This window comes from Priestia sp. YIM B13490 (assembly GCF_042787735.1).
GTDB classification, from domain to species: Bacteria; Bacillota; Bacilli; order Bacillales; family Bacillaceae_H; genus Priestia; species Priestia megaterium.
Window position 1 is genome coordinate 305,301 of the sequence record NZ_JBHZOT010000003.1, and the last position, 24,806, is coordinate 330,106.

The following is a 24,806-nucleotide window of genomic DNA, read 5'->3' on the forward strand; positions in this document are numbered from 1 at the left end:
TTTCAACTGGCCTTTGGAATGGTAAAACCTAATCCAAAGACGTCGCGTACATCGTGTACGACCACAAAAGCTTGTTCGTCGACTTTATGAATAATGCGCTTTAATTCTAGCAGTTCTTGTTTGTTCACAACTACGTACAATACGTCTTTTGCTTCTTTTGTATAGCTTCCATGAGCAGAAAAGACAGTGACGCCGCGCTGCATCTTTTTATTGACTTGTTCGGCTACTTCAACTGAACGGTGTGAAATAATAGTGATTGCTTTGCGAGGGTTGAGTCCTTCAATAATATAATCAAGCACCTTCGTTCCGATGTAAAGAGAAATAACCGTATACATTGTCTTTTCTCCACCGATGACAAAATAAGCGCTTGCTACAACTAATAAATCAATTGCCAGCATCGTTTTGCTAATATTCCAGTCTAGATATTGATTAGCTAAGCGGGCAATAACTGCAGAGCCTCCGGAAGTTCCGCCGCCTCTAAACACAAGTCCGAGTCCTACACCAGCTAAAATACCAGCAAAAATAGCCCCCAGTAGCGTATCGTCAAGAGGATTTCCCAGTCCTTCAGTTATATGTAGGAATAGAGAAGTGAAAATAATACATATAATTGTGTAAACAATCACACGTTTATGAAGCAATTTGTATCCGATCAGTACCAGCAAACCGTTTAATATAAAGTTTGTGATACCCGGAGACCAGCCTAATACATAATAGGTAATCATTGTTACACCGGTTACGCCGCCTTCTGCTAATTCATTTGGAATAGCAAAGTAATTAATGGCCAGTGCGAAAATGAGGCTCCCTAGAATAATGAGGATAATTTCTTTTGTTTTATTAATCATGAACGTTACCTCCAATCATCAAAAGCTCCGAAAACACAGTCATGACAATGTATTATACCAACTCTAGAGACCGAATTAAAGATGGGATATTATTATTTTTTTAAAAATCAGTTTCTGCTATTAACATAAAATCTTTTGACAGTTTTTATGGAGTATGAAAAAATGAATTGTTTGCTTTTATTTTGATTAAAAAGTTTTGCAATGAGAATGTTCGTTCGGTAAAATAGAAGCAAGAGTCAAGGGGGAGAATGAACGTGTATCAAGATGAATTAAAACAGTATGCGAAGTTAGTAATGCCCGAGCATTTAGAGAAAATGAAGAAAATGTACAGTCCCGATGCGCATAAGCAGCCTTTAGGGTTAAAAAAAGAAAAGATTGAGCATATTGAAAATGTCATTATGAACAGTTACTCGGAGCATCATCCAGTAACGCTTCACGTCTATGAAGCAGGACATATTCAAAGGTATGAACGAGTGACGATTGATAAAGTCTCGCTGCAGTCGAATACGCTGATGGTTACAGGCCCTTGCTATACATATTCGATTCGAGCGGATGCAGTAATTGAAGCAGATGTATGGAAAGATGAAAGCTACTCTAGCTAAGAGTAGCTTTTTTGTTCGTTTTGTATCTTTTTTTTAACGCATGCATACAATACATAAAAGCATATTCTGCGAGTAGCAACTTCTAGCTACTAGGAAATTTTAATTAAAGAAGGGATTATTGTATGCAAAATGAAAAAACTCAAGTAAGAGAAATCGAATTAACGCAGTTCATTAAAAAGAGACTCGTTCGTTTTATCTCAAGTTTAGCTATTTCTTCTGCCCTTGCTTCCATATTATATATGCTTCTGTTTTTATTTAAATGATGGGTCACTTTGAGTTGTCCAAAAAGGTGGACAACTTTTTTGGTGTGTAGGCTTTTATGAAATCAGGACAAGCTATGGCTGATTCAGTCAGAAAAATTCAATCGGTCAAGAAATAGTCAAAAACAGTCATAACTAATTAAGTGGAAGAAAACCTTTACATATAATGAGAAAAGTAGACAAATTCTTGAATTACCAGCATATTTCCTTTTGTATGAACTATTATTAAACCAAATGCAAATCTAATTGTTCATTCAAAAAACTTTATTTTGTAATTAAAAAAATGAATGTTTTTGATTTTTTATGATTGATTTTGAATGTAAACCGTGATAAAGTAAGTACATGAAATAAATGAAAACGCTTTTTTGAAAAAGGAGCTAGAACATGTTAACGCCGGAAAGACATCAACTAATCTTAAAACTTTTAAAAGAGAAAGAACTTGTAAAAGTGCAAGAGTTTATCGAAGTTACAGGCGCTTCGGAATCAACCATTAGAAGAGACTTAAGTCAACTAGAAGAAGAGCAAATGCTCAAACGTGTTCATGGTGGCGCTTCGCTTATTCGCAGTAAACGAATCGAACTGAGCGTTATCGAAAAATCTGCTAAAAATGTTCAAGATAAACGAAACATTGCAGAGTATGCGGCTTCCATTATAAATGAAGGTGACTGTATTTTTTTAGATGCAGGAACTACAACGTATGAAATGATTCCTTTTTTAAAGCAAAAAGATGTAGTTGTCGTGACAAATGGTTTAATGCATTTAAACCCGATGCTAGAACAAGGTATCACCCTCTATTTAATTGGAGGATCTGTTAAACATAAAACGGGCGCTTTAATTGGCAATGGAGCTCTTTTAAGTCTTGAGCAATATCGTTTTGACAAGTGCTTTATGGGAGCGAATGGGATTCATCATCAATATGGATATACAACTCCTGATCCAGAAGAAGCATTGATCAAGCAAACGGCAATGAAGCTGTCTAGAGAATCTTATATTTTATCAGATTCCACTAAGTTTTTTGAAACAAGCTTTGCGAAAATAGCCGATTTACATGAAGCAAAAATTATAACAAATGACGTACCTAGCGATGTACTTATACAGTATGCAAACAAAACAGACATAAAGGTTGTGAAATCATGATTTATACATGTACGTTGAACCCATCCGTTGATTACGTAGTACATGTTTCAGCATTCGAAGAAGGCGGGCTTAACCGCACAACGAATGAAGCCAAGTTTCCAGGAGGAAAAGGCATTAACGTCTCTCGCGTTTTAAAACGATTAGGTGTTGATAATAAAGCCCTCGGTTTTGTAGCCGGCTTTACAGGAACCTATATCGAAGACTACTTAAAAGCGGAGAATATCGAAACAGCTTTTACAAGAGTTGAGGGAGATACCCGTATTAACGTAAAGTTAAAAACAGAAAAAGAAACAGAAATTAACGGTCAAGGACCTGCTATTACAGACGAAGCGCTTCAGTCTTTATTGACTCAAGTAAAGCAAATGACTGAAGGCGATATCTTCGTATTAGCAGGGAGTATACCGAAAACGCTTCCAAGTTCTGTGTATGAAACGTTAACTGAACTAGCAGCAGCGAACGGAGTAAAAGTTGTAGTAGATGCAAGTGGAAAAACTTTGCTAGACGTCGTGTCCCACAAGCCGTTTTTTATCAAACCGAATCATCATGAACTTGCAGAATTGTTTGATGTAGAAGTAAACAGTGCAGAAGATGCGCTAGTATACGGTAAGAAGCTCGTGGAACAAGGAGCGCAAAACGTCGTTGTGTCTATGGCAGGTGATGGAGCACTGCTTATTAACGAAAGCGGTGTCTACAGTGCCACAGTCCCTAAAGGAACGGTAAAAAATTCTGTTGGAGCTGGCGATTCACTTGTAGCTGGATTTATTGCTTCTTATGTAAAACAAGGGGATTTATTAGAAGCTTTTCAAACAGGAGTAGCTTCAGGAAGTGCCACAGCATTCTCACTTGAATTATGTACAGCAGAAGATGTAAAGACGCTTCGTGAACAAGTGTCAATCACAAAGGTAGAGTAGGGGGAAACGAGAATGAGAATTACTGAATTATTAAAAAAAGATACAATCATTCTTGATTTAAAAAGCACGTCAAAAGCTGATGTTATTGATGAATTAGTTGGAAAATTAGACGAAGCTGGTCGCTTAAGCGACCGAGCTGGCTATAAAGAAGCAATTTTAAATCGTGAATCTCAAAGTACAACGGGAATTGGAGAAGGCATTGCCATTCCGCATGCGAAAACAAGCTCGGTAAAAACACCGGCCATTGCATTTGGACGCTCAACAGAAGGTATCGATTATGAATCATTAGACGGACAGCCTGCACACTTATTCTTTATGATTGCAGCGAGTGAAGGAGCGAATAATGCTCACTTAGAAACATTATCTCGTTTGTCTACGTTGTTAATGGACGAATCGTTCCGAAAAACGTTGCTAACAGCATCATCAATTGATGAAGTCATTAAAGCAATTGATGATAAGGAAACTGAAAATGAAGCGCCGGAAGAGGAAGTAGATACAGCTTCAGATCAATTAGTGCTTGCTGTAACGGCTTGTCCAACGGGAATTGCCCACACATATATGGCAGCGGACAGCTTAAAAGCAAAAGCGAAAGACATGAATGTCACGCTAAAAGTTGAAACAAACGGTTCCAGCGGGGTTAAAAACGCGTTGACGAAGGAAGAAATTGAAAACGCTACCGCTATTATCGTTGCAGCGGACAAGCAAGTAGAAATGGAACGTTTTGCAGGTAAAAAAGTTATTCAAGTTCCAGTAGCTGAAGGAATTCGCAAGCCTGAAGAATTAATTAACCGCGCGTTAAAAGGAGACGCTCCTGTATACAGCGGCGGCGGTGGCAGCAAAGAAGGCGGAGAAAGTAAAGGATCAGAGCGTACAGGGTTTTACAAGCACCTAATGAGCGGTGTATCAGCAATGCTTCCGTTTGTTGTAGGGGGCGGGATCTTAATTGCTATTTCATTTATGTTTGGCATTCACTCAGCAGAACCGAAAGATCCGACGTACAATGCATTTGCAGCAGCATTAAAAACAATTGGCGGAGATAATGCATTCTTCTTACTAGTACCAGTACTAGCAGGGTTTATTGCAATGAGTATTGCTGATCGTCCTGGTTTAGCTCCCGGTATGGTTGCAGGTCTTTTAGCAGCTTCTGGCGGAGGCGGTTTCTTAGGTGGTTTAATCGCTGGTTTCTTAGCAGGTTATGTAGTAGTGGGGTTAAAGAAATTATTCAGCGGTTTACCGCAAGCGCTTGATGGAATTAAGCCAGTTCTTCTTTATCCGCTATTTGGGATCTTTATCTCAGGATTGATTATGCTTTATGTTGTAAATGAGCCAGTTAGTGCGATTAACAAAGGATTAACGCACTGGTTAAGTGGATTTGGTACAGGTAACTTAGTATTATTAGGTATTATCTTAGGCGGTATGATGGCGATTGATATGGGTGGTCCTATTAATAAAGCAGCCTTTACATTTGGTATTGCAATGATTGATGCTGGAAACTATGCACCACACGCAGCGATTATGGCAGGCGGTATGGTTCCACCATTAGGTATGGCCATTGCGACAACTTTGTTCAAAAATAAATTTACTCGCCAAGAGCGTGAAACAGGTAAAACGTGTTATGTAATGGGTCTTTCATTTATCACAGAAGGTGCGATTCCATTCGCAGCAGCTGACCCAGGCCGTGTGATTCCCGCATCGGTTATCGGTGCTGCAGTAGCAGGTGCTTTAACAATGATGTTCCACATCGGTTTACCAGCACCACACGGCGGCGTATTCGTTATCGGAATTGTACAAGGAAATCCTCTTTTATATGCACTAGCAATTTTAATTGGTGCAATTGTAACAGCGGTCCTTGTAGGTGTATTAAAAAAGCCAAAAGCAGAATAACAAATAAAGACTGATTTTACATGATGTAAAATCAGTCTTTTTGTGTTTTTCTGGTAGACATTTGTTCTTTATGAGAGTACAATTACGGTAGTATTCCTTTAATTTTTAGAAAAGTTAGATAGATAAGCTTTTCTACTTGATAAAATATGGTACAATAATCGAATATTAAAAACAAAGTAAGGAAGTGTCTCAAACATGAAGGTTGCGAAGTTTGGCGGGAGTTCAGTTGCAAGCGCAGAGAAATTTAAACAGGTTGCGCATATTGTAACGTCTGATAAAGAGAGAAAGCTGGTGGTTGTATCAGCTCCGGGCAAGCGATACGGAGAAGATACAAAAATGACAGATTTGCTAATCGCACTTTCTGCCAAAATACAGCTTGGAGAAGATTACGTCGATGAGTTTGGGCAAGTAATTGATCGCTATCGTGAAATCGTTGTGGACTTGTCTATGCCAGAAACGATTATTACTGACATTATTACGAATTTACAATCACTTATTGATTTACATAAAAACGATCCATTTCGCTTATTAGACTGCCTAAAAGCAAGTGGAGAAGATAATAACGCAAAGGTAATGGCTGCTTATTTAAACCATTTAGGTTTTGAAGCTCATTATGTAAATCCAAAAGAAGCAGGTATTTTTGTTTCTGATGAACCCGGAAGAGCAAGAGTGCTTCCACTGTCTTATGAAAAATTACCGCAGCTAAGAGAGCGTTCGGGCATTTTGGTGATTCCAGGATTCTTTGGCTACTCTGAAGAAGGAAACATGGTTACGTTCTCGCGCGGTGGGTCAGATATCACAGGCTCAATTGTAGCAGCGGGAGTAAAAGCTGATTTGTATGAGAACTTTACCGACGTAGATGCTATTTATAGCGTAGATCCAAGACTTGTGGAAAAGCCTCATGAAATGAAAGAAGTAACATACAGAGAAATGCGTGAACTATCCTATGCAGGTTTTTCTGTCTTCCATGATGAAGCGCTAGAGCCGGTTTATAAACTAGGCATTCCTGTATGTGTAAAGAATACAAATAATCCTGAAGCAAAGGGTACATTCATTGTAGCTGAGCGTCCTCACGGCGATACGCCGGTAGTTGGAATCGCTGGGGATAAAGGTTTTTGCAACATCCACGTGAGCAAATACTTATTAAACCGTGAAATTGGTTTTGGCAGAAGATTGCTTGAAATTTTAGAGGATGAAGGTATTTCATACGAGCATACCCCTTCAGGAATTGATAATATCTCTGTCATCATGCGCGAGCATCAGCTTACGCCAGATGTGGAAAAGCGTGTATTTACTCGAATTGAAAAAGAACTTGAAGTGGATGAAATCTTTATTGAACGTGATCTTGCTATGGTTATGGTAGTAGGAGAAGGAATGAATAGCACAGTAGGAATTGCTGCAAAAGCTACAGAAGCTTTTGCTCGTGCTGAAGTGAATCTTGAAATGATCAACCAAGGTTCTTCTGAGGTGAGCATGATGTTTGGTGTGAAAGCAGATGCTTTAGACCGTGCTGTTCAAGCTCTTTACAATACGTATTTTAACAGCATGTACAGTATTTCTTATTCGAATGTAAAATAAACAAGACGAAAAACCCCGCTTTCTTTTTAGAGAGCGGGGTTTTCTAGTGAAGGCGTATAAAAATCAGATTTGTGGACATAAAGGGAAGGAAGAGTGAAGTCAAAGGAGGAAATACAGTGAAGAAACGACCCTTTTTCATATTCTTTTCCCTTATAGGTATTAGCGTACTTTCAGCATGCCACAATGATGATGCAGCACCGGCAAAAGAAGCTCAAAATAAACAAGGCGTGACGAATGGCGGAACGCCGATGAGCTATGATAATCAAAGCGAAAACACATCTTTTAACTTTTCAAAATTTGATTTAGAAGTAGACTATAAGGGGCTCAACAATGATTATGAAGCCGACTACGAAAATGAAAATGATGAGATAGAAGCCAAAGTGGATGATAATATTAACGATGAGCACTTGAACGGAGACAAAGCTTTTAATAAATTATCTTCAAAATTTAAAAAGTTAAATTTTGATCAGCGCACGCCCGATGAAGATGTAAAAAAGGAAGTAATCGATGCGTTTGGTCTAAAAAAAGATTTTCAGTCGTTTGAATTAGAAGTTCGTTTTTCAAACGGAACGGAAAAAGAATACAACTTTAAACAGAAGTAAGACGTTAAAACAAAGTATTTTAGTTGAAGGAAAATCCGAACGATGAATTGAGGTTCTTCATTAAGAATCCAACTCGTTCGGATTTTTTCATTGGTAAGGTGAACGTATGTCTCAATCTTATTTTTGATGTCTAAAAAAAGGAAAATAGTGAAAGGATGGTGATAAATAAGAAAAAGGAGGAATCACGGATGCAAAAGTTGATAATGAACGGATGCGTAGTCTTTGTTCTGTTATTGTTAGGAGCATGCAGCATGGTAAAAGAGCAAAATAACGCTCATGAAAACCACCTGAAAACAGAGGAAGCGAAAGAAACAAGCGAAGTATCGGTAGAACCTGTTAAAGTGGATTTAACAAATACATCGGGCAAAAAAGTAGGAGAGGCTACCCTGTCAGAAGCAAAGAACGGCGTGCGCATTAAATTAACTGCTCAAGGTCTTTCACCGGGAAGACATGGATTTCATATTCATGAAATAGGAAAATGTGAGGTGCCGGATTTTAAAACAGCGGGTGCCCATTTTAATCCTTTTAAACGTGAACACGGCTTTAAAAATACAAAAGGCCCGCATGCAGGTGATTTGCCCAATCTAGAAGTTGCTCCAAATGGCAAAGTAGATACAGAAATTTTTGCTTCTCTTGTCACGCTGCAAGAAGGAAAGCCGAATTCTCTTTTGGATATGGATGGATCGGCATTAGTGATACATGATAAAGTCGACGATTACACAACGGATCCTTCAGGAAACTCAGGAGATCGGATTGTTTGTGGAGTGATTACAAAATAAGCCAAAAAGCTGTGAGATCATTCACGGCTTTTTTATTTCAGTAACGAGCCGCTTCTAAATTGCGGTAAGCTTCTTTTTTTTGCACAATAAAAGAAAGAACGAAAGAAGGTGAAAACATGCATAAGCAAGTTGTTGTAATAGGCGGAGGAATAGGTGGGTTAACAGCGGGAGCGCTTTTAGCTAAACATGATTATGAAGTGACGGTTTTAGAAGCTTCTCGAGAATGGGGAGGCTGTGCAGGGAAATTTCAGCGCCATTTGTATACGTTTCCTGTTGGGGCGACGCTTGGAATGGGATTTGAGCACGGAGGGATACATGAGCGAATCGGCACGTACCTTAGCCTAGAAGTTGAAAAGGTTTCTCTTGAAAAAATCATGAAAGTCCATCTTCCTCATCGTACACTGATTTATTATCAAGACCGGCATCAGCATATTTCCTATCTTCAAAAACAATTTCCTCATAAAGCAAAAAATATTAGGAGCTTTTATGAAAATGTTTTTAGAATTGCAAAAGAAATTCGCAAGCTCATGCAGCCTCTGCCGGTTCTTCCTCCTCTGACAGTCGGTGAGTGGAGCAGGCTAGTAAGTTCGTTGAATGTTGGTTCTGTGAAGCTGTTGCCTTATTTTCATCAATCGTTTAGTTATTTACTAAAAAAACACAGCTTGCTAGACGAAGCGGACTTTCTTCATTTTGTTGATGGTCAATTAATAGACAGCATGCAGACAACGAGCGAGAACTGTTCAATGCTTATTGGGTGTTTGGCGTTAGATATTTATCACGAAGGAGCTTTTTATGTGAATGGCGGCTTATACAAAGTCGCAGAAGCGCTGCAAAAATCGATTAAAGCCAGCGGAGGAAAAACGACTCTAGGAAGGAAAGTAGTAAAGATAGAGCGTGATAATGACGGGTGGATCGTGCATGATCATAGAGGTAACCGTTACCGTGCATCAGACGTTGTATGCAACGCGCCGGTTCAAAGCTTAAAGTCTTTACTGCATGATGAAGATTACCAACATATTCATAAGCGGGCAAAAGAAAAAAGCGAGCTTCCGCAGTGGGGAACGTTTTCGATGTATTTTGCGATTGATGAAAGAGATCTGCCGCAAAATGTAGAGTTGTTTCAGCAAGTACTTCAATCCGAACAAGGGGAAATGACAGAAGGAAATCATTTATTTATCTCAGTCTCTCATCCTGATGATCGTTTTCGAGCCCCTGAAGGCAAGCGTACAATTACAGTGTCTACTCACATTGATCTTAGCAAGTGGAGCAACAAAGAAGCCTATGACCTTCAAAAACAAGTTCTTGAGAAAAAAATGGTAGCAGGCATTAAAACCATTATCCCTGGCATTGGAAAAGCAGAGCATCAAATTTCGGGAGCTCCTAAAGCATGGGAAAGGTTCACTTCTCGCCCAAACGGGGGAGTGGGAGGCTTTCCGCAAACGTTAGATCATGCCTTGTTCAAGAGCATTTCGCATCGATCTGGCTTACAAGGACTATGGTTATGCGGAGATACAGTGTTTCCGGGAGCGGGAACTATAGGCGTATCGGTAAGCGGCTATCATGTGTTTCAAAGTATAACGTCTCATCGCCATACGTTACCTTAACATTTTTTACATACAAACTACTATTGTTCATACCATTAAAAAACACCGGCCCTATTACCATAGGGCCGGTGTTTTCAGGAGAGGAACAGCTTCCACCACTTCCGTTTTCGCTTCATATCAGCAGCGGCGGTTTGTCTAAAGGTTTGGACAAAATCACTAAACATCTCTTCGCGTTCAGCTACGCTCTGACGATGAAGCTTACGTTCTTTCTCCATTTCTTTTAAATAATAGACTCGTTCCTCATTCATTGAATCAATTAAATCACGAAGCTCTTCTGTCGTATTAGTTGAAGAATTGTTTAATTTTTCAACCATAAATTTTACTTGATTCATCGCAACGGTGGAATTACTGGAGAATCGGTCTAATAAATACTGCATTTCTTTAGAGGATTCATCCGCATTCTCCATGACATCTTTCATGAACAGGCGCATATCCTCGGTTTTCTCTTCAGCAATTGTTGAATAATCTTCAATCAAAGAAGTGACTTCATCAAACGATTTTTCGTTAGAACGGATAATTTTTTTAGACATATTTTCTACATCTCTTGCACTGCGTTCTGAAGACTCAGAGATGTATGCCCCGACCGACTCCACCATTTCTACAGTTTGGGTAGCACTTTTTTCAAGCTCTCTTTTTACTTCTCCGACAATTTCTTCGCGAACTTCATTTCGCATACCTTCTCGCATTTCTTTTAACAAATCAGCTTTAAATGTATCAAGTACCTCAAACACATCTTCATAGCGGCGAACAGCTTCTACTAATTCCCCTTGAAGCAGTTCTTTTTCATTCACAACAAGGTCGTTTGGTTTTGGCTCTTCAATAGAAGCAGAAATAGCCTGCTTTTCTTCTTCAGTAGCTAATCGTGCTTCAGGTATAGGAGGGGTCTTCTCCTGCTTATTTTCTGAAATGCTTTCCTGTTTTTCAGCAGCTTTTTTCTTTTCTTGCTTCATTTGTTTATTGGAATGTTCTTGAAAATCAATGACGTTTTCTTTTTTAGCAGTTTTCAACTGTGCCGGTTCTTCTTCTTTTGAAACCGCTGCCTCTGATTCCATCACTAAATGCTCCTGTGCTTCTTGTTCTTTTATCAGCAGCTGAACGTATTCTTTGACTTCATCTAACGTACATTGTTCATCAAACAGCTGTTTAATATCATTAAATAATTCAATTTGTTCCTCTGTATAGACACGGGCTCCATCTACTCGTTCAATTGTTAAATAGCTGCCCAATAATTTTTCCCATTGTTTTAGCGTTTTCTTTTCTACCTCTAATTGATCACTTACTTTTTTAATTGTATATGACTCCATCATTTTTCATTTCCTCCCTTATCTATTTTCATCCAACTATGTAATGGATTATTTGTTGTATGTTGTATTCACCATATCTTCACTTGTTTTCCTGCTAGGTGACAAAGGTTGTCAAAACTAGACGACATTAGCCTTCTATGTAAAGAAAACGCATATTTTGTAAAAAAATGTACAGAAATGCGTAAATGGAAAAAGTGGAAAACACAAAAGAAAAGAAGAGTATAGAAAACAGTTGACGGGAAAAAATGAATCCTATAAGATAAGTTTAAATGTTTAAGTTCTTGAACATTTAAACATAAGGAGTGAACACTATGTCACAGCATTATGCGCTCATCACCGGTGCGTCGGGAGGAATAGGTAAAGAATTAGCTTATCAATTCGCAAAGGATGGGCATCCTGTAATTTTAGTTGCCAGAAGCGCTGATAAACTAGCCGCTATTGGAGAGAATTTAAAATCTACTTATAATATTGAAGTCATAACGGTTGTTAAGGATTTATCAAGAGAAGAAGAGATACAGTCATTATATGAAGAACTTAAAAATAAAAAAATGCACGTTGACTATTTAGTGAACAATGCTGGTTTTGGACTATACGGCAAATTTATTGAAACAGCTTTAGATGAAGAGTTAAACATGATTGATTTAAATATTCGAGCATTAACTCATTTAACAAAATTATTTTTACCGGATATGGTCAAAAGAAATCGCGGGAAAATTTTAAACATTGCATCTGTTGCTGCATTTATGCCAGGTCCACTTATGACGGTATATTACGCAACGAAAGCGTACGTATTATCTTTCACAGAGGCCCTTGAAAATGAATTAAAAGGTACCAATGTAACGGTAAGTGCTTTATGCCCGGGTCCAACTAAAACGGGTTTTAGCGACCGAGCCCAGCTAAGCAACTCCAAGCTTTTTCAAAGCGGTGCAACGGATGTAGAAACAGTAACGAAAGTTGGCTATAAAAAATTTATGAAAGGGCAGACGGTTATCGTACCAGGAGTACAGTTTCGTCTCGCTACGTTCATCCCGCGCTTCGTGCCAAGAAAGTGGCTTACATCTGTTGTCCGCAGAACACAAGAAATTAAATAAAGGAGAATCTATATGAGTCAAAAAGCAGTCGAGTTATTTCGTGCCAGCATTCCTATTTTTCAGGCGCTAAGTGATTCAGCAAGACAAGATATTATTTTGCTGCTCGCGGAAAAAGAGCCTTTAACCGTAAATGAAATTGCAAATGAGTCTACGCTATCACGACCGGCAATTTCTCATCATTTAAAAATTCTACGCGATCAAAAGCTTGTGCAAATTGAGCAAAAAGGAACGCAGAGATATTATTCATTAGCTTTAAATGAGGCAGTCGAGCTATTAAAAAACTTGCTTGCTACAGTTGAAAGCGAATGTTTATAGGGAGATGAAAGAGATGAACCACGAGCGATTTTATATAACAGATGAAACGGTCATTGAACATATTGTTTCTACACAAAAGCAGTATTTCTATGCGCAAAAGACCAAGAGTATCAGCAGCCGTATTCAAGCGCTGAATAAGCTAAGAGACGCAGTCAAACAAAACGAGCAGAGAATTATGGATGCTTTAAAACAAGATTTAAATAAATCTGAAGTAGAGGCGTACACGTCGGAAATTGGGATTTTACTAGAGGAGATTCGGTTTACGCTTAAGCATTTAGCAAAATGGATGAAGCCTAAAAAAGTAAAAACCGCTTTAACACATGTGGGCTCTAAAGGGAAAATTGTTCCTGAACCGTATGGAGTCGCGTTAATTATTGCTCCGTGGAACTATCCGTTTCAATTAGCATTGTCTCCTTTAGTAGGAGCGATTGCCGCTGGAAACACGGCGATTATAAAACCTTCTGAATTAACGCCTAGCGTATCTCGCGTTATACAAGAATTACTGGCTGAAGCTTTTGACCCAGCATTTGTGACGGTGATTGAAGGCGCTGTAGACACGACGAGCCTGCTTTTAAAACAGCCGCTTGATTATATTTTCTTTACGGGAAGTGTAAATGTAGGGAAAATTATTATGCAAGAAGCAGGGAAGCAGCTTATTCCAGTCACGCTTGAGCTAGGCGGAAAAAGTCCGTGCATTGTACATGAAGACGCAAACCTAGATCTTGCAGCGAAGCGAATTATGTTTGGTAAAGGGATGAATGCAGGCCAAACGTGCGTTGCTCCTGATTATTTGCTCGTGCATCAAAAAGTGAAAGCGCAGCTTGTAGAGAAACTTCGCGAAGCAATTTCTCAATTTTACGGTAGTAATCCACTTGAAAGCGACCGCTACGGCCGTATTGTCAGTGAGCGTCATTTTACTCGGCTAGTTGAGTTTTTAAAAAACGGAAATGCTATAGTTGGAGGCGGGTACAATAAAAACACGCTAACAATAGAACCTACGGTGTTAAGTGAAGTAAGCTGGACATCAGATGTTATGCAAGAAGAAATCTTTGGGCCTATTCTTCCTATGATTGAATATGAAACACTAGACGAAGTCATTCATAAAGTTCAAGAAAAAGCTAAGCCGTTAGCTCTTTACTTATTTACAGAAAGTGAAGATGTGCAAAACGTGATAACGGAGCGCCTTTCATTTGGAGGAGGCTGTATAAACGATACGCTTATGCATATCGCTACGCCATATTTGCCGTTTGGCGGAGTGGGAGAAAGCGGCACGGGTCAATATCATGGAAAAGACAGCTTTCAGACATTCACTCATTTTAAAAGCATGCTGTCTCAAACAACCAAGTTTGATTTGTCATTCCGCTATCCTTCGGAAAAACAAAGCTTGAAAATGATCAAAAAACTATTGAAATAAAAGAGCCTCCTGATAGGAGGCTTTTTCGTTATTTTGAAAGTGAAAGCTGAGAAAGCGGCCATTTTTCTTGGGTATATGCCATTTCCCAAAATAAATACTCCAGTTCACAGCTTTTGATGAAGTGATCTTTCATACGGTTACGTTCTTCTTCAGTAGCTTGTTCGGCGAGTTCATCAAGCTTGTTACAAAACCATTGTGTTGTGCCATTCATTTCTTCATTATTATAAAACTGAATCCATTCATAAAAAGGATGAGAAGGAGATGGATTTACTTGTTCTGTAATGCGCTGGCCAATTTCAACGTACGTCCATGGACATGGAAGAAGCACTGCAATGATTTCTGCTAAGCTGCCTGTATGCGCAACACTTGTCATATGGTTAATGTAGTGGCTGGCCGTCGGTGAAAGCGTCTCAGTGTGAAGGTCTTCATAACGTACGCCTGCTACTTCACAAAAATTATTGTGAGGGTGTACTTCACTATGTAATACCGTAGAAATGCCGGCATTAAAGGCTTCCATTTCGGTACGCGTGCGGCATTTTGTTAAAGCAGCGCCGTAAATGCGAACAAATGCTGTTAAGTATTCGTAATCTTGAGAAACGTAGTGAATAAGCGCTTCTTTTGGCACGTTTCCTTCAGCAATTCCTTTAATAAAAGGATGGTTAAAAATGGCTTCGTAAATATAGTTTGCTTCTTGTCTTAATTGAGATGAAAATGACATCAAAATCCTCCTTTAATATGAGGAAGTCACAAACAAGCACATAAAGGAAATAAAAAACACTCCGTTTATAAACGGAGTGGCAAAGGACAGTAAAAACTGAACATTGCCACTTTCCTACGCTGGTATGAGCCAGATCAGGTTCAAAGGGATCAAGAAAACTTGTCTCAGCCGGTGGCACCCCTAGTGGACTTCCTATTAATCTAAGTTTAACTTACCATATATTCTGAAAAATAGAAAGCGTTATGGGAAATTGTGTGCTAACCGCTTTTCTTTCTTAAAGAGGAAATTTCTTAAAGCTATTTTTAATCATTTTTGTTTAAAAATGCATATTTTTAGGGAAGAAGAGGTATTAATGAAGGGAAGAGCCGTTTTCGTCTCCGAAACACTCCCATATAAATAGAAGAAAGGAGAGAACAAAATGGCGAAATTTCGTTTGTATGCTGTATTAAATACAGTAGGCTTGGCTATTACACTGCTTGTGAATTATTTAGCAAATGCCATTCCAATAGGAGGCAAAACAACGGGAGAAGCTTCTGCGCAAGTTCCTACGTTGTTTACACCAGCGGGTTATGCTTTTGCTATCTGGGGCGTTATTTATTTATTATTAACCATTTGGGTTATACGCCAATTTTTTGCAAGAGAAGATCAAAAGGAAATATATGCACGTATCGGCATTTGGTTTTTTCTAAACTGTTTGTTAAATAGTGCGTGGATCTTTATTTTCCAAAACGATTACTATAAGTTATCTCTTTTAGTTATGCTCTTTATTCTAGGCACATTAATGATTGTGTATTCCATTATTCAGCATTCTCGAATGACGACATGGTTTATGCGTCTGCCGATTTCGCTTTATCTTGGATGGATTTCTGTTGCGACTATTGTCAATGTGTTTGTCATATTTCAAGCAAATGGAATACAGCACTTGCTTGGCTTAAACGAGTTAGCATGGACGATTATTATGCTGCTGGTAGGAGCTGTGCTGGGCATCATGTTTACATTAAAAAACCGAGACGCTGTTTATCCGCTTGTTTTTATTTGGGCTTATATTGCCATTGCAGTGAAGCAAAGTGGAAATCAGCCAATTGTCATTACTGTCATCATTTCAGTTGTTTTATTAGCAATTGCCATTATTGTGGGATTGATTAAACGCTATAGACGTTTTTAAAAAGAAGCTCTAGCTTTTGTAAGCTAGAGCTTTTTATGATGCTCTTTTGATTGTAAAAAAGCAGCTGTAAAAGCAATTAAGCTAATTAAAATACCAAAAGGAACAACAATTGGTACGAATGATAAAATAAATGTCATAAGTGTAACCTCCATGTTGCATCGGTGCATAATGAAAAATTCAACTTTTTTAAATTGAAGTTCCGCTATTATAGTATGCTAGGCTTTATGTTTGGAGCCTATATGTTTAGAAATAAACGAAAAAGGCAACATACGTTACATACAGGTTATATTAGGAGGAGTTAAAATGGAAACATATTTAGTCGCTTACACGGATAAAGATGATATGGAATATAAACAAGTGACGTGCGAGAGTTATGAAGATGCAGAGCGTACGGTCCTTCGTTTAGAGAGAGAAGGGCATATGCATATTGAAGAAATTTCAAATCAAGAAGCCTACCGTGGAGATGAATCCTCGTACAGAGAATAAATTTTGAATAGAAACACCAACCTTAAAATGAAGAAGCAGCTGCTTCTTCATTTTTTCTATTCTATATAGATATCGTTTTATAGAAAAAAGTAAAACGGGAATGATTTTCTTCTGCATTTATGGTACAGTACTAATCAGGTGAGTTTTGAGTTTAGAAGAGGAGAGAGTAACATTATATGAGTAAAGGAAATCAGTGGTCTTCACGCCTCGGTTTTATTTTAGCATCTGCTGGGGCAGCAATTGGTCTAGGAGCGATATGGAAGTTTCCATACGTAACGGGAACCAGTGGCGGTGGAGCGTTTTTTGCGTTGTTTATTTTATTTACGATTTTTATTGGATTGCCGCTTCTGTTGGCAGAATTTATCATTGGAAGACATACGGGGAAAGAAGCGATTAGTGCTTATAAGGCAATTGCTCCAAAATCCGCTTGGGTATGGATTGGCAGGCTGGGAGTACTAAGCTGTGTCGTTTTGCTTTCCTTTTACAGCGTCGTTGGCGGCTGGGTGATTTTATATACGATTATGAGCGTAACCGGTATGCTAAGCGGAAAAGAGTACGGTCCGTTGTTCAATGCCGTCATTAGCCAACCTTATGTAGTATTAGGTGCACAGGCGCTGTTTTTATTAATTACAGTGTTTGTTATTTCAAAAGGCGTACAAAAAGGAATAGAGCGTGCTAATAAATACATGATGCCGCTGTTATTTATTTGTTTTATCATTATCGTGGTGCGTTCTTTAACATTAGACGGAGCAATGGACGGAGTAAAGTTCTTTTTGAAACCGGATTTTTCAGCCATTACAGGGTCATCTGTTCTCTATGCGCTCGGTCAGTCGTTTTTCTCGCTTTGCGTGGGATTATCTTGCATGGTGACATATAGCTCTTATTTAGGGAAAAAAGTAAGCTTGACGCGTTCAGCTGGGACTATTGCTATTTTGAACTTGTTTGTTTCGCTGCTGGCGGGTTTGGCTATTTTCCCAGCCGTTTTTTCATTTGGATTAAAGCCAACTGAAGGACCTGGACTTTTGTTTGTGGTCTTGCCAACAGTATTTGAGAAAATGCCGTTTGGTACCGTCTTTTTAGCACTGTTTTTAATTTTATTTCTATTTGCTACGCTTACGTCTGCTTTCTCACTGCTGGAAATTATCGTAGCTGCTTTAACCAAAGACGATCAGACAAAACGAACTCGCTACGCTTCTTTATCAGGGATTCTTGTGTTTGTGGTAGGTATCCCATCAGCGCTTTCGTTTGGTGTACTAAAACATGTCTCACTTTTTGGCAGAAGTATATTTGACGTAGCTGACTTTTTTGTGAGCAACTTAATGCTGCCTCTGGGAAGTTTAGCCATTGCGATTTTTGTGACATTTAAAATGAAAAAAGAAGCCGTGTATGAAGAGTTTATTTCAGGAAGTACAAAAGGCGCTAAATTATTCAACGCATGGTTCTTTCTAGTTAAATACGTATTGCCTATTATTATTATAGCTGTTTTATTAAGCTTACTTGTTGCATATTAAAAAAAAGCACTCATCTGAGTGCTTTTTTTGTTTATTTTGCAAAAACGTGATTTCCGATTGTGATCGTAACCTGTTTTTGACGAAGCCATTGGTCGCTTGTTTTATCTGGATTAAAGAAGAATAATGAACCTTTTCCTTGACCTCTAAAAGCTAGTGCTTCATTTACAGCTTTTTTTGCTTCAGCATCAGCTGCTTTATTAATTTCACCGTTTTGTACAGGTGTAAACTGTGTACCTTGATAAATGACATCATGAATAGAGTTTGGGAAAGAATCGCTATCCACGCGATTTAAGACAACTGTTGCTACAGCCACTTTGCCAGCGTAAGGTTCGCCTTTTGCTTCAGCTTGTACAAGGCGAGCTAACAATTCTTTATCACTTTCGCTAATAGAGTTAGGGATTGTTAGTGTTTCATTTGCATTAATAGAGTCCGTAGATTTGTGATTCGCTTCTTTTAACTGTTTAACCGTAACGCCGTATTCAGTGCCAATCTTGTAAAGAGTCTCTCCGGCTTTTACGCGATGAGTTGTTTCAGCGGCATTTGCCCCGTGACTCATGCCGAACATAGGAACTGCCAGTGCTCCAATAATTGCTAGTTTCTTAAACATAAAGTAAGTACCTCCTGAAATCCTTTTGAACGCCCCTTTTATCACGGATCGGTGCGTGCTGTGCACCGAACTTTATATGTACGTTTCAAAGATTAACAGGTGTCAATACATCTTGTCACTGCTTAAAACATACCAATCTAGGAAGATATTATAATAGTTAACAGATAATTTGAAAAATACGTTGACTGATAATAAAGGAGTGAATTATAATGAACGAGTAAATAGTTAACCGTTTAACTGGAGAGATTTTATGGGAGAAAAGATAACGATTCGTGATGTAGCGAAGCATGCAGGGGTATCTGCAGCTTCAGTATCTTACGTCTTAAACGGAATTAACAAAGTATCCGATGAAACAAAAGAGCGAATTTTAACAGCGGTAAAAGAATTAAACTACGAACCAAATTTAACCGCCGTTAGTCTTTCGAAACAAAAGTCAAATATGATTGGCGTTATGTTCCCGCTTACAGATGATTCACTTTCTACTATATTTAAAGATAACCATTATTACAGTGAAATGATTAGTGGAATTGAATATGTAATCCGTAAGCATGGTTATGATCTAGTCATATCTGGAGCGAGTAGCCCAGCTGATTGTCTAAAATGGATTCGAACGAGAAATATTGATGGTCTTCTGTTTTTAGGAGCCTTCCCGCATCGATTGTATGAGAAAATGAAAGCGTTATCGAATCCGATTGTGCTAGTAGATACATATGAAAGGTACGAACGTGATTATCATCATATTTCTGTAGACGATGAGTATGGAGGATATCTAGCTACAACACATTTAGTGAATTTGGGGCACAAAGAAATTGCCTTTGTTGCTCATCACCTCGTCAATAGTCCAGTGGATAAAAAGAGGTATATAGGCTACGAGAAAGCATTAAAAGAAGCGGGCATTACGCCATCAAAGACGTTTGTTTTTGAAGTGAACGAAAGTTCGTTTGATAACGGTTACAATTTAGGGAACAAGCTGCTGAAAGATCATAAGGATATTCGGGCGGTTTTTGCTTCCTCTGATACGCTGGCGCTTGGAATTATGAAAGCACTGCAAGAAAAGGGGAAAAAAATTCCGCAGGACTACTCAATCGTAGGGTTTGATGACATAACGTTTAGTAGCTATGCATCTCCCAGTCTAACAACCATTCGTCAAGATGTATTTAACAAAGGAGTCGTAGCTGCGACGTCGGTTATTCAAGCAATTGAACACCGTTTCAGCACGCTGCAGCATGTGAAATTATCGGTTGAACTTATTATTCGAGATTCGACTGCTAAGCGCGGGTGAACCGCAGTAAGTTAACCGGTTAACCAAAGTTTAGCATTTATGAAAAAAGGGGATATAAGTTAGCATTCACAAAAAAAGGGGATATGAAAATGATTAATGTTACAGTATGGAATGAAAATCGTCATGAACAGAAAAATCCGGTTGTAAGAGAAATTTACCCTGAAGGCATTCACGGTGCCATCGCTTCTTTTTTAGAAGAAGGAGGGTTTCGTACACACACCGCAACATTAGACGAAGTAGAACACGGGTTGACTGAAGAAGTATTAAATCAAACGGATGTTTTAGTATGGTGGGGTCATTTAGCACATGACGAAGTGAAAGATGACATCGTTGAGAAAGTAAAGCAGCGTGTGCTAGACGGTATGGGGCTTATTGTCTTACACTCAGGTCACTTTTCTAAAATTTTTAAAACGTTAATGGGCACAAGCTGCGACTTAAAATGGCGTGAAGCAGATGAAAAAGAGCGCTTGTGGGTAGTAGAACCGAGCCATCCGATTGTGGAAGGTATTGGTGAATTTATCGAGCTTGAGCGCGAAGAAATGTATGGAGAGCACTTTGATATTCCAGCACCTGATGAACTGATTTTCACGAGCTGGTTTGAAGGCGGAGAAATTTTCAGAAGCGGCTGCACGTACAAACGCGGAAACGGAAAAGTATTTTATTTCAGACCTGGACATGAAACATATCCAACATACCATAACAAAGACATTCAGCGTGTCATTATGAATGCTATTAAATGGGCGAAGCCAGCAGAGAGAAAACGTCCTGTTTACGGCAATGCGCAACCGCTTGAATCAATCGCTGTTAAAAACTAATTAATAATGCTTAAGCAAAGGGGATAGGAAAGATGGCAAAAGTAAAAATTGGCGTTATTGGGTGCGGAAGCATTGCGCAACACCGTCACTTACCAGAATATAAGATGAATGAACAAGTAGAATTAGTAGCCGTTTGCGATATAAACACAGAACGTGCAAACAGCGTAGCGCAGCAGTACGGTGTAAAAGCTTACACAAACTACGAAGAACTTTTAGCAAGCGGTACAGTGGAAGCAGTGAGCGTATGTACGCCCAACTATCTTCATGCGCCTATTTCGGTTGCAGCGTTAAACAGCGGAGTTCATGTCCTGTGTGAAAAGCCGATGGCAACATCAGAAGAAGAAGCGAAAGCAATGATTGAAGCAGCAAAAACAAACGGTAAAAAACTAATGATCGGACATAATCAGCGTTTTGTAGCTTCTCATCAAAAAGCTCGTGAACTTATTGAAAAAGGGGAAATCGGTAAAATTTACAGTTTCCGCACGGCATTTGGCCACGGCGGTCCTGAAGGTTGGAGCGTGGACGGAAAAGACAGCTGGTTCTTCAAAAAAGACGAAGCGTTTATTGGGGCTATGGGGGATTTAGGCGTTCACAAAACCGATATGCTCCGCTACATATTGAATGAAGAAATTGTAGAAGTCGGTGCATTTGTAGAAAGCAATGCAAAAGACTTTGCAAATGTAGACGACAATGCTGTATGCGTATTAAAAACGCAAAGCGGGATTATCGGCACACTTGCGGCAAGCTGGGCTTACAATGGAAAAGAAGATAACTCCACGATTGTTTACGGAGAGAAAGGGATTCTTCGTTTAGAGGACGATCCGACGTATTCATTAGTTGCACAATATGCAACGGGTGAAGTGGTGAACTATGAATTAGGAAAAATCCAGTCGAACGATGAAGGCGGACAAAGTAATTCTCACGTCATTGAACAATTTGTAGATGCAGTTGCAGAAGATAAAGAATCTCCTGTTCCTGGTGAAGAAGGATTAAAATCACTTGCTGTTATTTTAGCAGCTTTAAAATCAAGTCAAACGAAACAAATTACGCGCGTGTAAGAGGTGAAAAACGTGAGAATTGGCATAATCGGAGCAGGAGGGATTGCTGTAAGCAGGCATATCCCAGCATTCAAACAACTGGGTGATGAATGTGTGATTTGGGGGCTTAGCGATATTAATAGTGAAAGAGCCACAGAGGTAGCCAATGAGCATAATATCCCTCACGTATTTGTTGATTACAAAGATATGTTTAAAGAAGTGGATGCTGTATGTATTTGTACACCGAATAAATTTCACGCCGAGTTTGCAGTAGAAGCGCTAAAAGCAGGCGTTCACGTCATATGTGAAAAGCCAATGGCGATGTCTAAAGAGCAAGGTGAAGAAATGCTTGCTGCTGCTAGAGAATCAGGTAAGCAGTTAGCGATTGCGTATCATTACCGATTCATGAAAGAAGCGCAGGCAGCGAAAAAAATGATGACAGAGGTAGGGCGCCCATTAGTTGCACGTGTCAGAGCAATGCGTCGCCGAAAGGTTCCCGGTTGGGGGGTATTTACGAACAAAGATCTTCAAGGAGGAGGCAGCTTAATTGATTACGGCTGCCATTTGCTTGATTTAACGCTTTGGCTGATGGGAAACCCAAAGCATACTGAAGTGCTGGGAAGTACATATAATGACCTGAGTAAAACGCCTAACCAATTAAATCAATGGGGAGCATTTGATCATGAAACATTCAGCGTGGATGATCATGTAACGGCCTATATTAAATTTGAAAATGGAGCGTCGCTTCTTTTAGAAACTTCTTGGGCTGCTAATATCGAAGATGATGAAGAGCACGTAAGCATATCAGGGGTAGATGGCGGTTTAAGCGTGTTTCCGTTTGAACTATACACGTCTAAAAACGGTATGCTCATGAACAGTACGTCACCTTGGATAGATGGAGAAGATGATTACAGCCTGAGTCAGGCTAAAAATTTCGTTGAAGCGTGTAAAGGAAATGCTGAATTAGTGGTAAAGCCACAAGAAGCGCTTCAAGTCTCAGCTATTATTGACGAAATATATCGCACAGGGGGAAATTAAAATGAAACTTGGAGTATTTACGGTCTTATTTGCGGATCTTTCTTTTGAAGAGATGCTAGATAAAGTAAAAGCAGCAGGTCTTCATGCTGTTGAAATCGGAACGGGCGGCTATCCGGGAAACAGCCATTGTCCGCTAGATGAGCTGCTTGAAGATGAAGAAAAAAGAGAAGCCTATATGAAGCAGATAAAAGACCGCGGACTTACAATCAGCGCATTTAGCTGCCACGGCAATCCTATTTCACCTGAGGCAAGTTTTGCAAAAGAATCTGACGAAACGCTTCGCAAGACCATCCAACTAGCATCATTAGTAGATGTTCCAGTGGTTAACTGCTTTTCTGGAACAGCAGGAGATCACGAAGAAGCGAAGTACCCAAACTGGCCTGTTACTCCCTGGCCTAACGAGTATGGAGACGTATTGAATTGGCAATGGGAAAATAAGCTTGTTCCTTATTGGAAAGAAATTGGAGAACTAGCGGAGGAGCATAATGTGAAAATTGGTTTAGAACTTCACGGCGGATTTTTAGTTCATACTCCGTATACGCTCCTAAAGCTTCGCGAAAAAACAAGTCCATCGATTGGCGCTAACCTTGATCCAAGTCATTTATGGTGGCAAGGAATTGATCCGGTAGGAGCTATTAAAATTTTAGCAAAAGAAAATGCGATTCATCATTTCCATGCAAAGGATACGTACTTGGACCAGGATAATATTAATATGTATGGCCTGACGGATATGCAGCCATACGGAGAAGTCCAAACGCGTGCATGGACGTTTAGATCCGTAGGGTGCGGACATGATGTAAAAGAGTGGTCTGATATGATGAGTGCACTTCGCACATACGGATACGATTATGTAGTCAGCATTGAGCATGAAGATCCAATCATGTCGATTGAAGAAGGATTTAAACGCGCGGTTACAAACTTACAAAGTGTATTAATTGAAGAAACTCCCTCACAAATGTGGTGGGCGTAAGCAAAAAGAAGCACCTCTAAAAAGAGGTGCTTCTTTTATTTTCTTTAATAAATCAATTCGCCTTTTGTTCACCTGAATTTCGATACAAACGGGTGATTGGCAACCCAAAAGCGCCAAGGGTAATCCTTCGCTTCACCAGAATTATCAATGCCAACGCGAGGTCCGGCGGAAATCTCTGAAGGAGTGAAGCCACGAGCAATATAAAGAGGAGGGCTGGTTAAATCATGACCGTACAAATCCATTGAAACCCCTAGTGCTTTTGTTAGTTTCCCAGGACCGTTTGTCCAATTTGTTTCGTTTTCCATCCCTCGACGTCTATTTTTCATCAAATTTTTTCCGCTAAATGGCTCAATAGCTCGAATGAGGACGCCTTCTGGACAATTGATGTCGCTGCTTACAACATTGAGTAAACAATGTGTATGCATTGTATGCGTATAGGCATGACCAGGAGGACCGAACATTACCTCCGTTCTTTTTGTGCGCCGGTTATTAAAGCTATGAGCTGCTCGGTCGAAAGGCCCTTTATAAGCCTCAGTTTCTACAATAAAACCAGATGCAGTTCCTTCTGCCGTTTCGTGAACAAGAAGACATCCTAACAGCGACTGAGCTAATTCAAGTGTAGGCTGTTGATAAAATAAAAGAGGAAGTGGTTCAATCGCTAAAAGAGAACGCGTCATTTGCTGTAGTCCATCCTTTCAAAACAGAGTCATTCACGCTGTTATGCGCATGTTTTATTATGATGTTTTCTTTGTTATTTTGCAAAGAAAGGCACTGATTAATACAGTAATCTTTCTTACTCCACGTTCAAGTATTTATCATGATTCAACTTACTCTATGAAATTATTTTATTTTAA

General features: G+C 39.3%; 25 protein-coding genes and 1 riboswitch. Of the genes, 20 read left to right on the forward strand and 5 right to left on the reverse strand.

The features are described 5' to 3' along the window. Positions 1 to 2: 2 nt before the first annotated feature. Complete coding sequence (locus ACFX4R_RS11445) at positions 3 to 842, reverse strand: YitT family protein (RefSeq protein WP_162214139.1); 840 nt, start codon at positions 840 to 842, stop codon at positions 3 to 5. Between the two features lie 248 nt (positions 843 to 1,090). Between ACFX4R_RS11445 and ACFX4R_RS11450 the strand changes: the two genes are divergently transcribed. The 9 genes from ACFX4R_RS11450 to ACFX4R_RS11490 all read left to right on the forward strand — a co-directional run bounded on the left by ACFX4R_RS11450 (position 1,091) and on the right by ACFX4R_RS11490 (position 10,199). Then, complete coding sequence (locus tag ACFX4R_RS11450; RefSeq protein WP_026106574.1) at positions 1,091 to 1,444, forward strand: YolD-like family protein; 354 nt, start codon at positions 1,091 to 1,093, stop codon at positions 1,442 to 1,444. 122 nt (positions 1,445 to 1,566) lie between these two features. Then, entirely contained in the window at positions 1,567 to 1,707 is a 141-nt protein-coding gene (locus tag ACFX4R_RS11455) for a hypothetical protein (protein ID WP_013056833.1), read from the forward strand. 381 nt (positions 1,708 to 2,088) lie between these two features. Further along, positions 2,089 to 2,841 (forward strand): DeoR/GlpR family DNA-binding transcription regulator, encoded by a 753-nt coding sequence (locus ACFX4R_RS11460; RefSeq protein WP_013056834.1) that lies wholly within the window; start codon positions 2,089 to 2,091, stop codon positions 2,839 to 2,841. After that, the gene (pfkB, locus tag ACFX4R_RS11465; RefSeq protein WP_025752144.1) at positions 2,838 to 3,752 is read left to right on the forward strand and encodes a 1-phosphofructokinase; all 915 of its coding nucleotides are present in this window, start codon (positions 2,838 to 2,840) and stop codon (positions 3,750 to 3,752) included. The genes ACFX4R_RS11460 and pfkB overlap by 4 nt, the downstream gene beginning before the upstream one ends. A 12-nt stretch (positions 3,753 to 3,764) precedes the next feature. After that, positions 3,765 to 5,636, forward strand: coding sequence for a PTS fructose transporter subunit IIABC (locus tag ACFX4R_RS11470; RefSeq protein WP_013056836.1), 1,872 nt, complete (start codon positions 3,765 to 3,767; stop codon positions 5,634 to 5,636). Positions 5,637 to 5,831: 195 nt separating this feature from the next. After that, the gene (locus tag ACFX4R_RS11475; RefSeq protein ID WP_043982160.1) at positions 5,832 to 7,214 is read left to right on the forward strand and encodes an aspartate kinase; all 1,383 of its coding nucleotides are present in this window, start codon (positions 5,832 to 5,834) and stop codon (positions 7,212 to 7,214) included. Positions 7,215 to 7,330: 116 nt separating this feature from the next. After that, entirely contained in the window at positions 7,331 to 7,816 is a 486-nt protein-coding gene (locus ACFX4R_RS11480) for a YusW family protein (protein ID WP_013056838.1), read from the forward strand. A gap of 188 nt (positions 7,817 to 8,004) precedes the next feature. Then, positions 8,005 to 8,595 carry a superoxide dismutase family protein gene (locus ACFX4R_RS11485; protein ID WP_165575226.1) on the forward strand — a complete coding sequence of 197 codons (591 nt, stop codon included), beginning with the start codon at positions 8,005 to 8,007 and terminating at the stop codon, positions 8,593 to 8,595. Between the two features lie 116 nt (positions 8,596 to 8,711). Then, complete coding sequence (locus ACFX4R_RS11490; RefSeq protein ID WP_043982162.1) at positions 8,712 to 10,199, forward strand: phytoene desaturase family protein; 1,488 nt, start codon at positions 8,712 to 8,714, stop codon at positions 10,197 to 10,199. A gap of 74 nt (positions 10,200 to 10,273) precedes the next feature. On the opposite strand, the gene ACFX4R_RS11495 is transcribed toward ACFX4R_RS11490, so the two are convergent. After that, positions 10,274 to 11,506, reverse strand: coding sequence for a helix-turn-helix domain-containing protein (locus ACFX4R_RS11495; protein WP_162214141.1), 1,233 nt, complete (start codon positions 11,504 to 11,506; stop codon positions 10,274 to 10,276). Positions 11,507 to 11,814: 308 nt separating this feature from the next. Here ACFX4R_RS11495 and ACFX4R_RS11500 point away from each other — a divergent pair, with 308 nt between their 5' ends. The 3 genes from ACFX4R_RS11500 to ACFX4R_RS11510 are packed head-to-tail and all read left to right on the forward strand — an operon-like array spanning position 11,815 to position 14,323. Further along, positions 11,815 to 12,594 (forward strand): SDR family NAD(P)-dependent oxidoreductase, encoded by a 780-nt coding sequence (locus tag ACFX4R_RS11500; protein ID WP_162214142.1) that lies wholly within the window; start codon positions 11,815 to 11,817, stop codon positions 12,592 to 12,594. Positions 12,595 to 12,606: 12 nt separating this feature from the next. Continuing rightward, entirely contained in the window at positions 12,607 to 12,909 is a 303-nt protein-coding gene (locus ACFX4R_RS11505; RefSeq protein ID WP_025752152.1) for an ArsR/SmtB family transcription factor, read from the forward strand. 13 nt (positions 12,910 to 12,922) lie between these two features. Then, positions 12,923 to 14,323, forward strand: coding sequence for an aldehyde dehydrogenase (locus ACFX4R_RS11510; RefSeq protein ID WP_237074859.1), 1,401 nt, complete (start codon positions 12,923 to 12,925; stop codon positions 14,321 to 14,323). Between the two features lie 28 nt (positions 14,324 to 14,351). On the opposite strand, the gene tenA is transcribed toward ACFX4R_RS11510, so the two are convergent. Further along, entirely contained in the window at positions 14,352 to 15,041 is a 690-nt protein-coding gene (tenA, locus tag ACFX4R_RS11515) for a thiaminase II (RefSeq protein ID WP_013056845.1), read from the reverse strand. Positions 15,042 to 15,135: 94 nt separating this feature from the next. Further along, positions 15,136 to 15,233: riboswitch (TPP riboswitch) on the reverse strand. Between the two features lie 226 nt (positions 15,234 to 15,459). Between tenA and ACFX4R_RS11520 the strand changes: the two genes are divergently transcribed. The 3 genes from ACFX4R_RS11520 (at position 15,460) to ACFX4R_RS11530 (ending at position 18,203) form a co-directional block, all read left to right on the forward strand. Beyond that, the gene (locus tag ACFX4R_RS11520) at positions 15,460 to 16,206 is read left to right on the forward strand and encodes a TspO/MBR family protein (RefSeq protein ID WP_377569600.1); all 747 of its coding nucleotides are present in this window, start codon (positions 15,460 to 15,462) and stop codon (positions 16,204 to 16,206) included. A 303-nt stretch (positions 16,207 to 16,509) separates the two neighbouring features. Continuing rightward, positions 16,510 to 16,692 carry a hypothetical protein gene (locus ACFX4R_RS11525; protein ID WP_013056847.1) on the forward strand — a complete coding sequence of 61 codons (183 nt, stop codon included), beginning with the start codon at positions 16,510 to 16,512 and terminating at the stop codon, positions 16,690 to 16,692. 176 nt (positions 16,693 to 16,868) lie between these two features. Further along, positions 16,869 to 18,203, forward strand: coding sequence for a sodium-dependent transporter (locus tag ACFX4R_RS11530; protein WP_071274965.1), 1,335 nt, complete (start codon positions 16,869 to 16,871; stop codon positions 18,201 to 18,203). Between the two features lie 31 nt (positions 18,204 to 18,234). Here ACFX4R_RS11530 and ACFX4R_RS11535 read toward each other — a convergent pair whose 3' ends face one another. After that, a complete protein-coding gene (locus ACFX4R_RS11535; RefSeq protein WP_043982174.1) occupies positions 18,235 to 18,810 on the reverse strand; it encodes a cell wall hydrolase in 576 nt (191 codons plus the stop codon). A 250-nt stretch (positions 18,811 to 19,060) separates the two neighbouring features. On the opposite strand from ACFX4R_RS11535, the gene ACFX4R_RS11540 reads away from it, so the two are divergent. The 5 genes from ACFX4R_RS11540 to ACFX4R_RS11560 all read left to right on the forward strand — a co-directional run bounded on the left by ACFX4R_RS11540 (position 19,061) and on the right by ACFX4R_RS11560 (position 23,952). Beyond that, positions 19,061 to 20,092: a LacI family DNA-binding transcriptional regulator gene (locus tag ACFX4R_RS11540; protein ID WP_016763945.1), complete on the forward strand. Its 1,032-nt coding sequence runs from the start codon at positions 19,061 to 19,063 to the stop codon at positions 20,090 to 20,092. An 89-nt stretch (positions 20,093 to 20,181) separates the two neighbouring features. After that, positions 20,182 to 20,907, forward strand: coding sequence for a ThuA domain-containing protein (locus ACFX4R_RS11545; protein WP_013056851.1), 726 nt, complete (start codon positions 20,182 to 20,184; stop codon positions 20,905 to 20,907). Between the two features lie 32 nt (positions 20,908 to 20,939). Beyond that, on the forward strand, positions 20,940 to 21,965 hold the full coding sequence (locus tag ACFX4R_RS11550) for a Gfo/Idh/MocA family protein (RefSeq protein WP_043982175.1): 1,026 nt from the start codon (positions 20,940 to 20,942) through the stop codon (positions 21,963 to 21,965). A gap of 12 nt (positions 21,966 to 21,977) precedes the next feature. Then, positions 21,978 to 22,982 carry a Gfo/Idh/MocA family protein gene (locus tag ACFX4R_RS11555; RefSeq protein WP_162214146.1) on the forward strand — a complete coding sequence of 335 codons (1,005 nt, stop codon included), beginning with the start codon at positions 21,978 to 21,980 and terminating at the stop codon, positions 22,980 to 22,982. A 1-nt stretch (position 22,983) separates the two neighbouring features. Next, positions 22,984 to 23,952 (forward strand): sugar phosphate isomerase/epimerase family protein, encoded by a 969-nt coding sequence (locus ACFX4R_RS11560; RefSeq protein WP_162214147.1) that lies wholly within the window; start codon positions 22,984 to 22,986, stop codon positions 23,950 to 23,952. Between the two features lie 68 nt (positions 23,953 to 24,020). On the opposite strand, the gene ACFX4R_RS11565 is transcribed toward ACFX4R_RS11560, so the two are convergent. Then, positions 24,021 to 24,629 (reverse strand): DNA-3-methyladenine glycosylase, encoded by a 609-nt coding sequence (locus ACFX4R_RS11565; RefSeq protein ID WP_043982178.1) that lies wholly within the window; start codon positions 24,627 to 24,629, stop codon positions 24,021 to 24,023. Between the last annotated feature and the right edge of the window lie 177 nt (positions 24,630 to 24,806).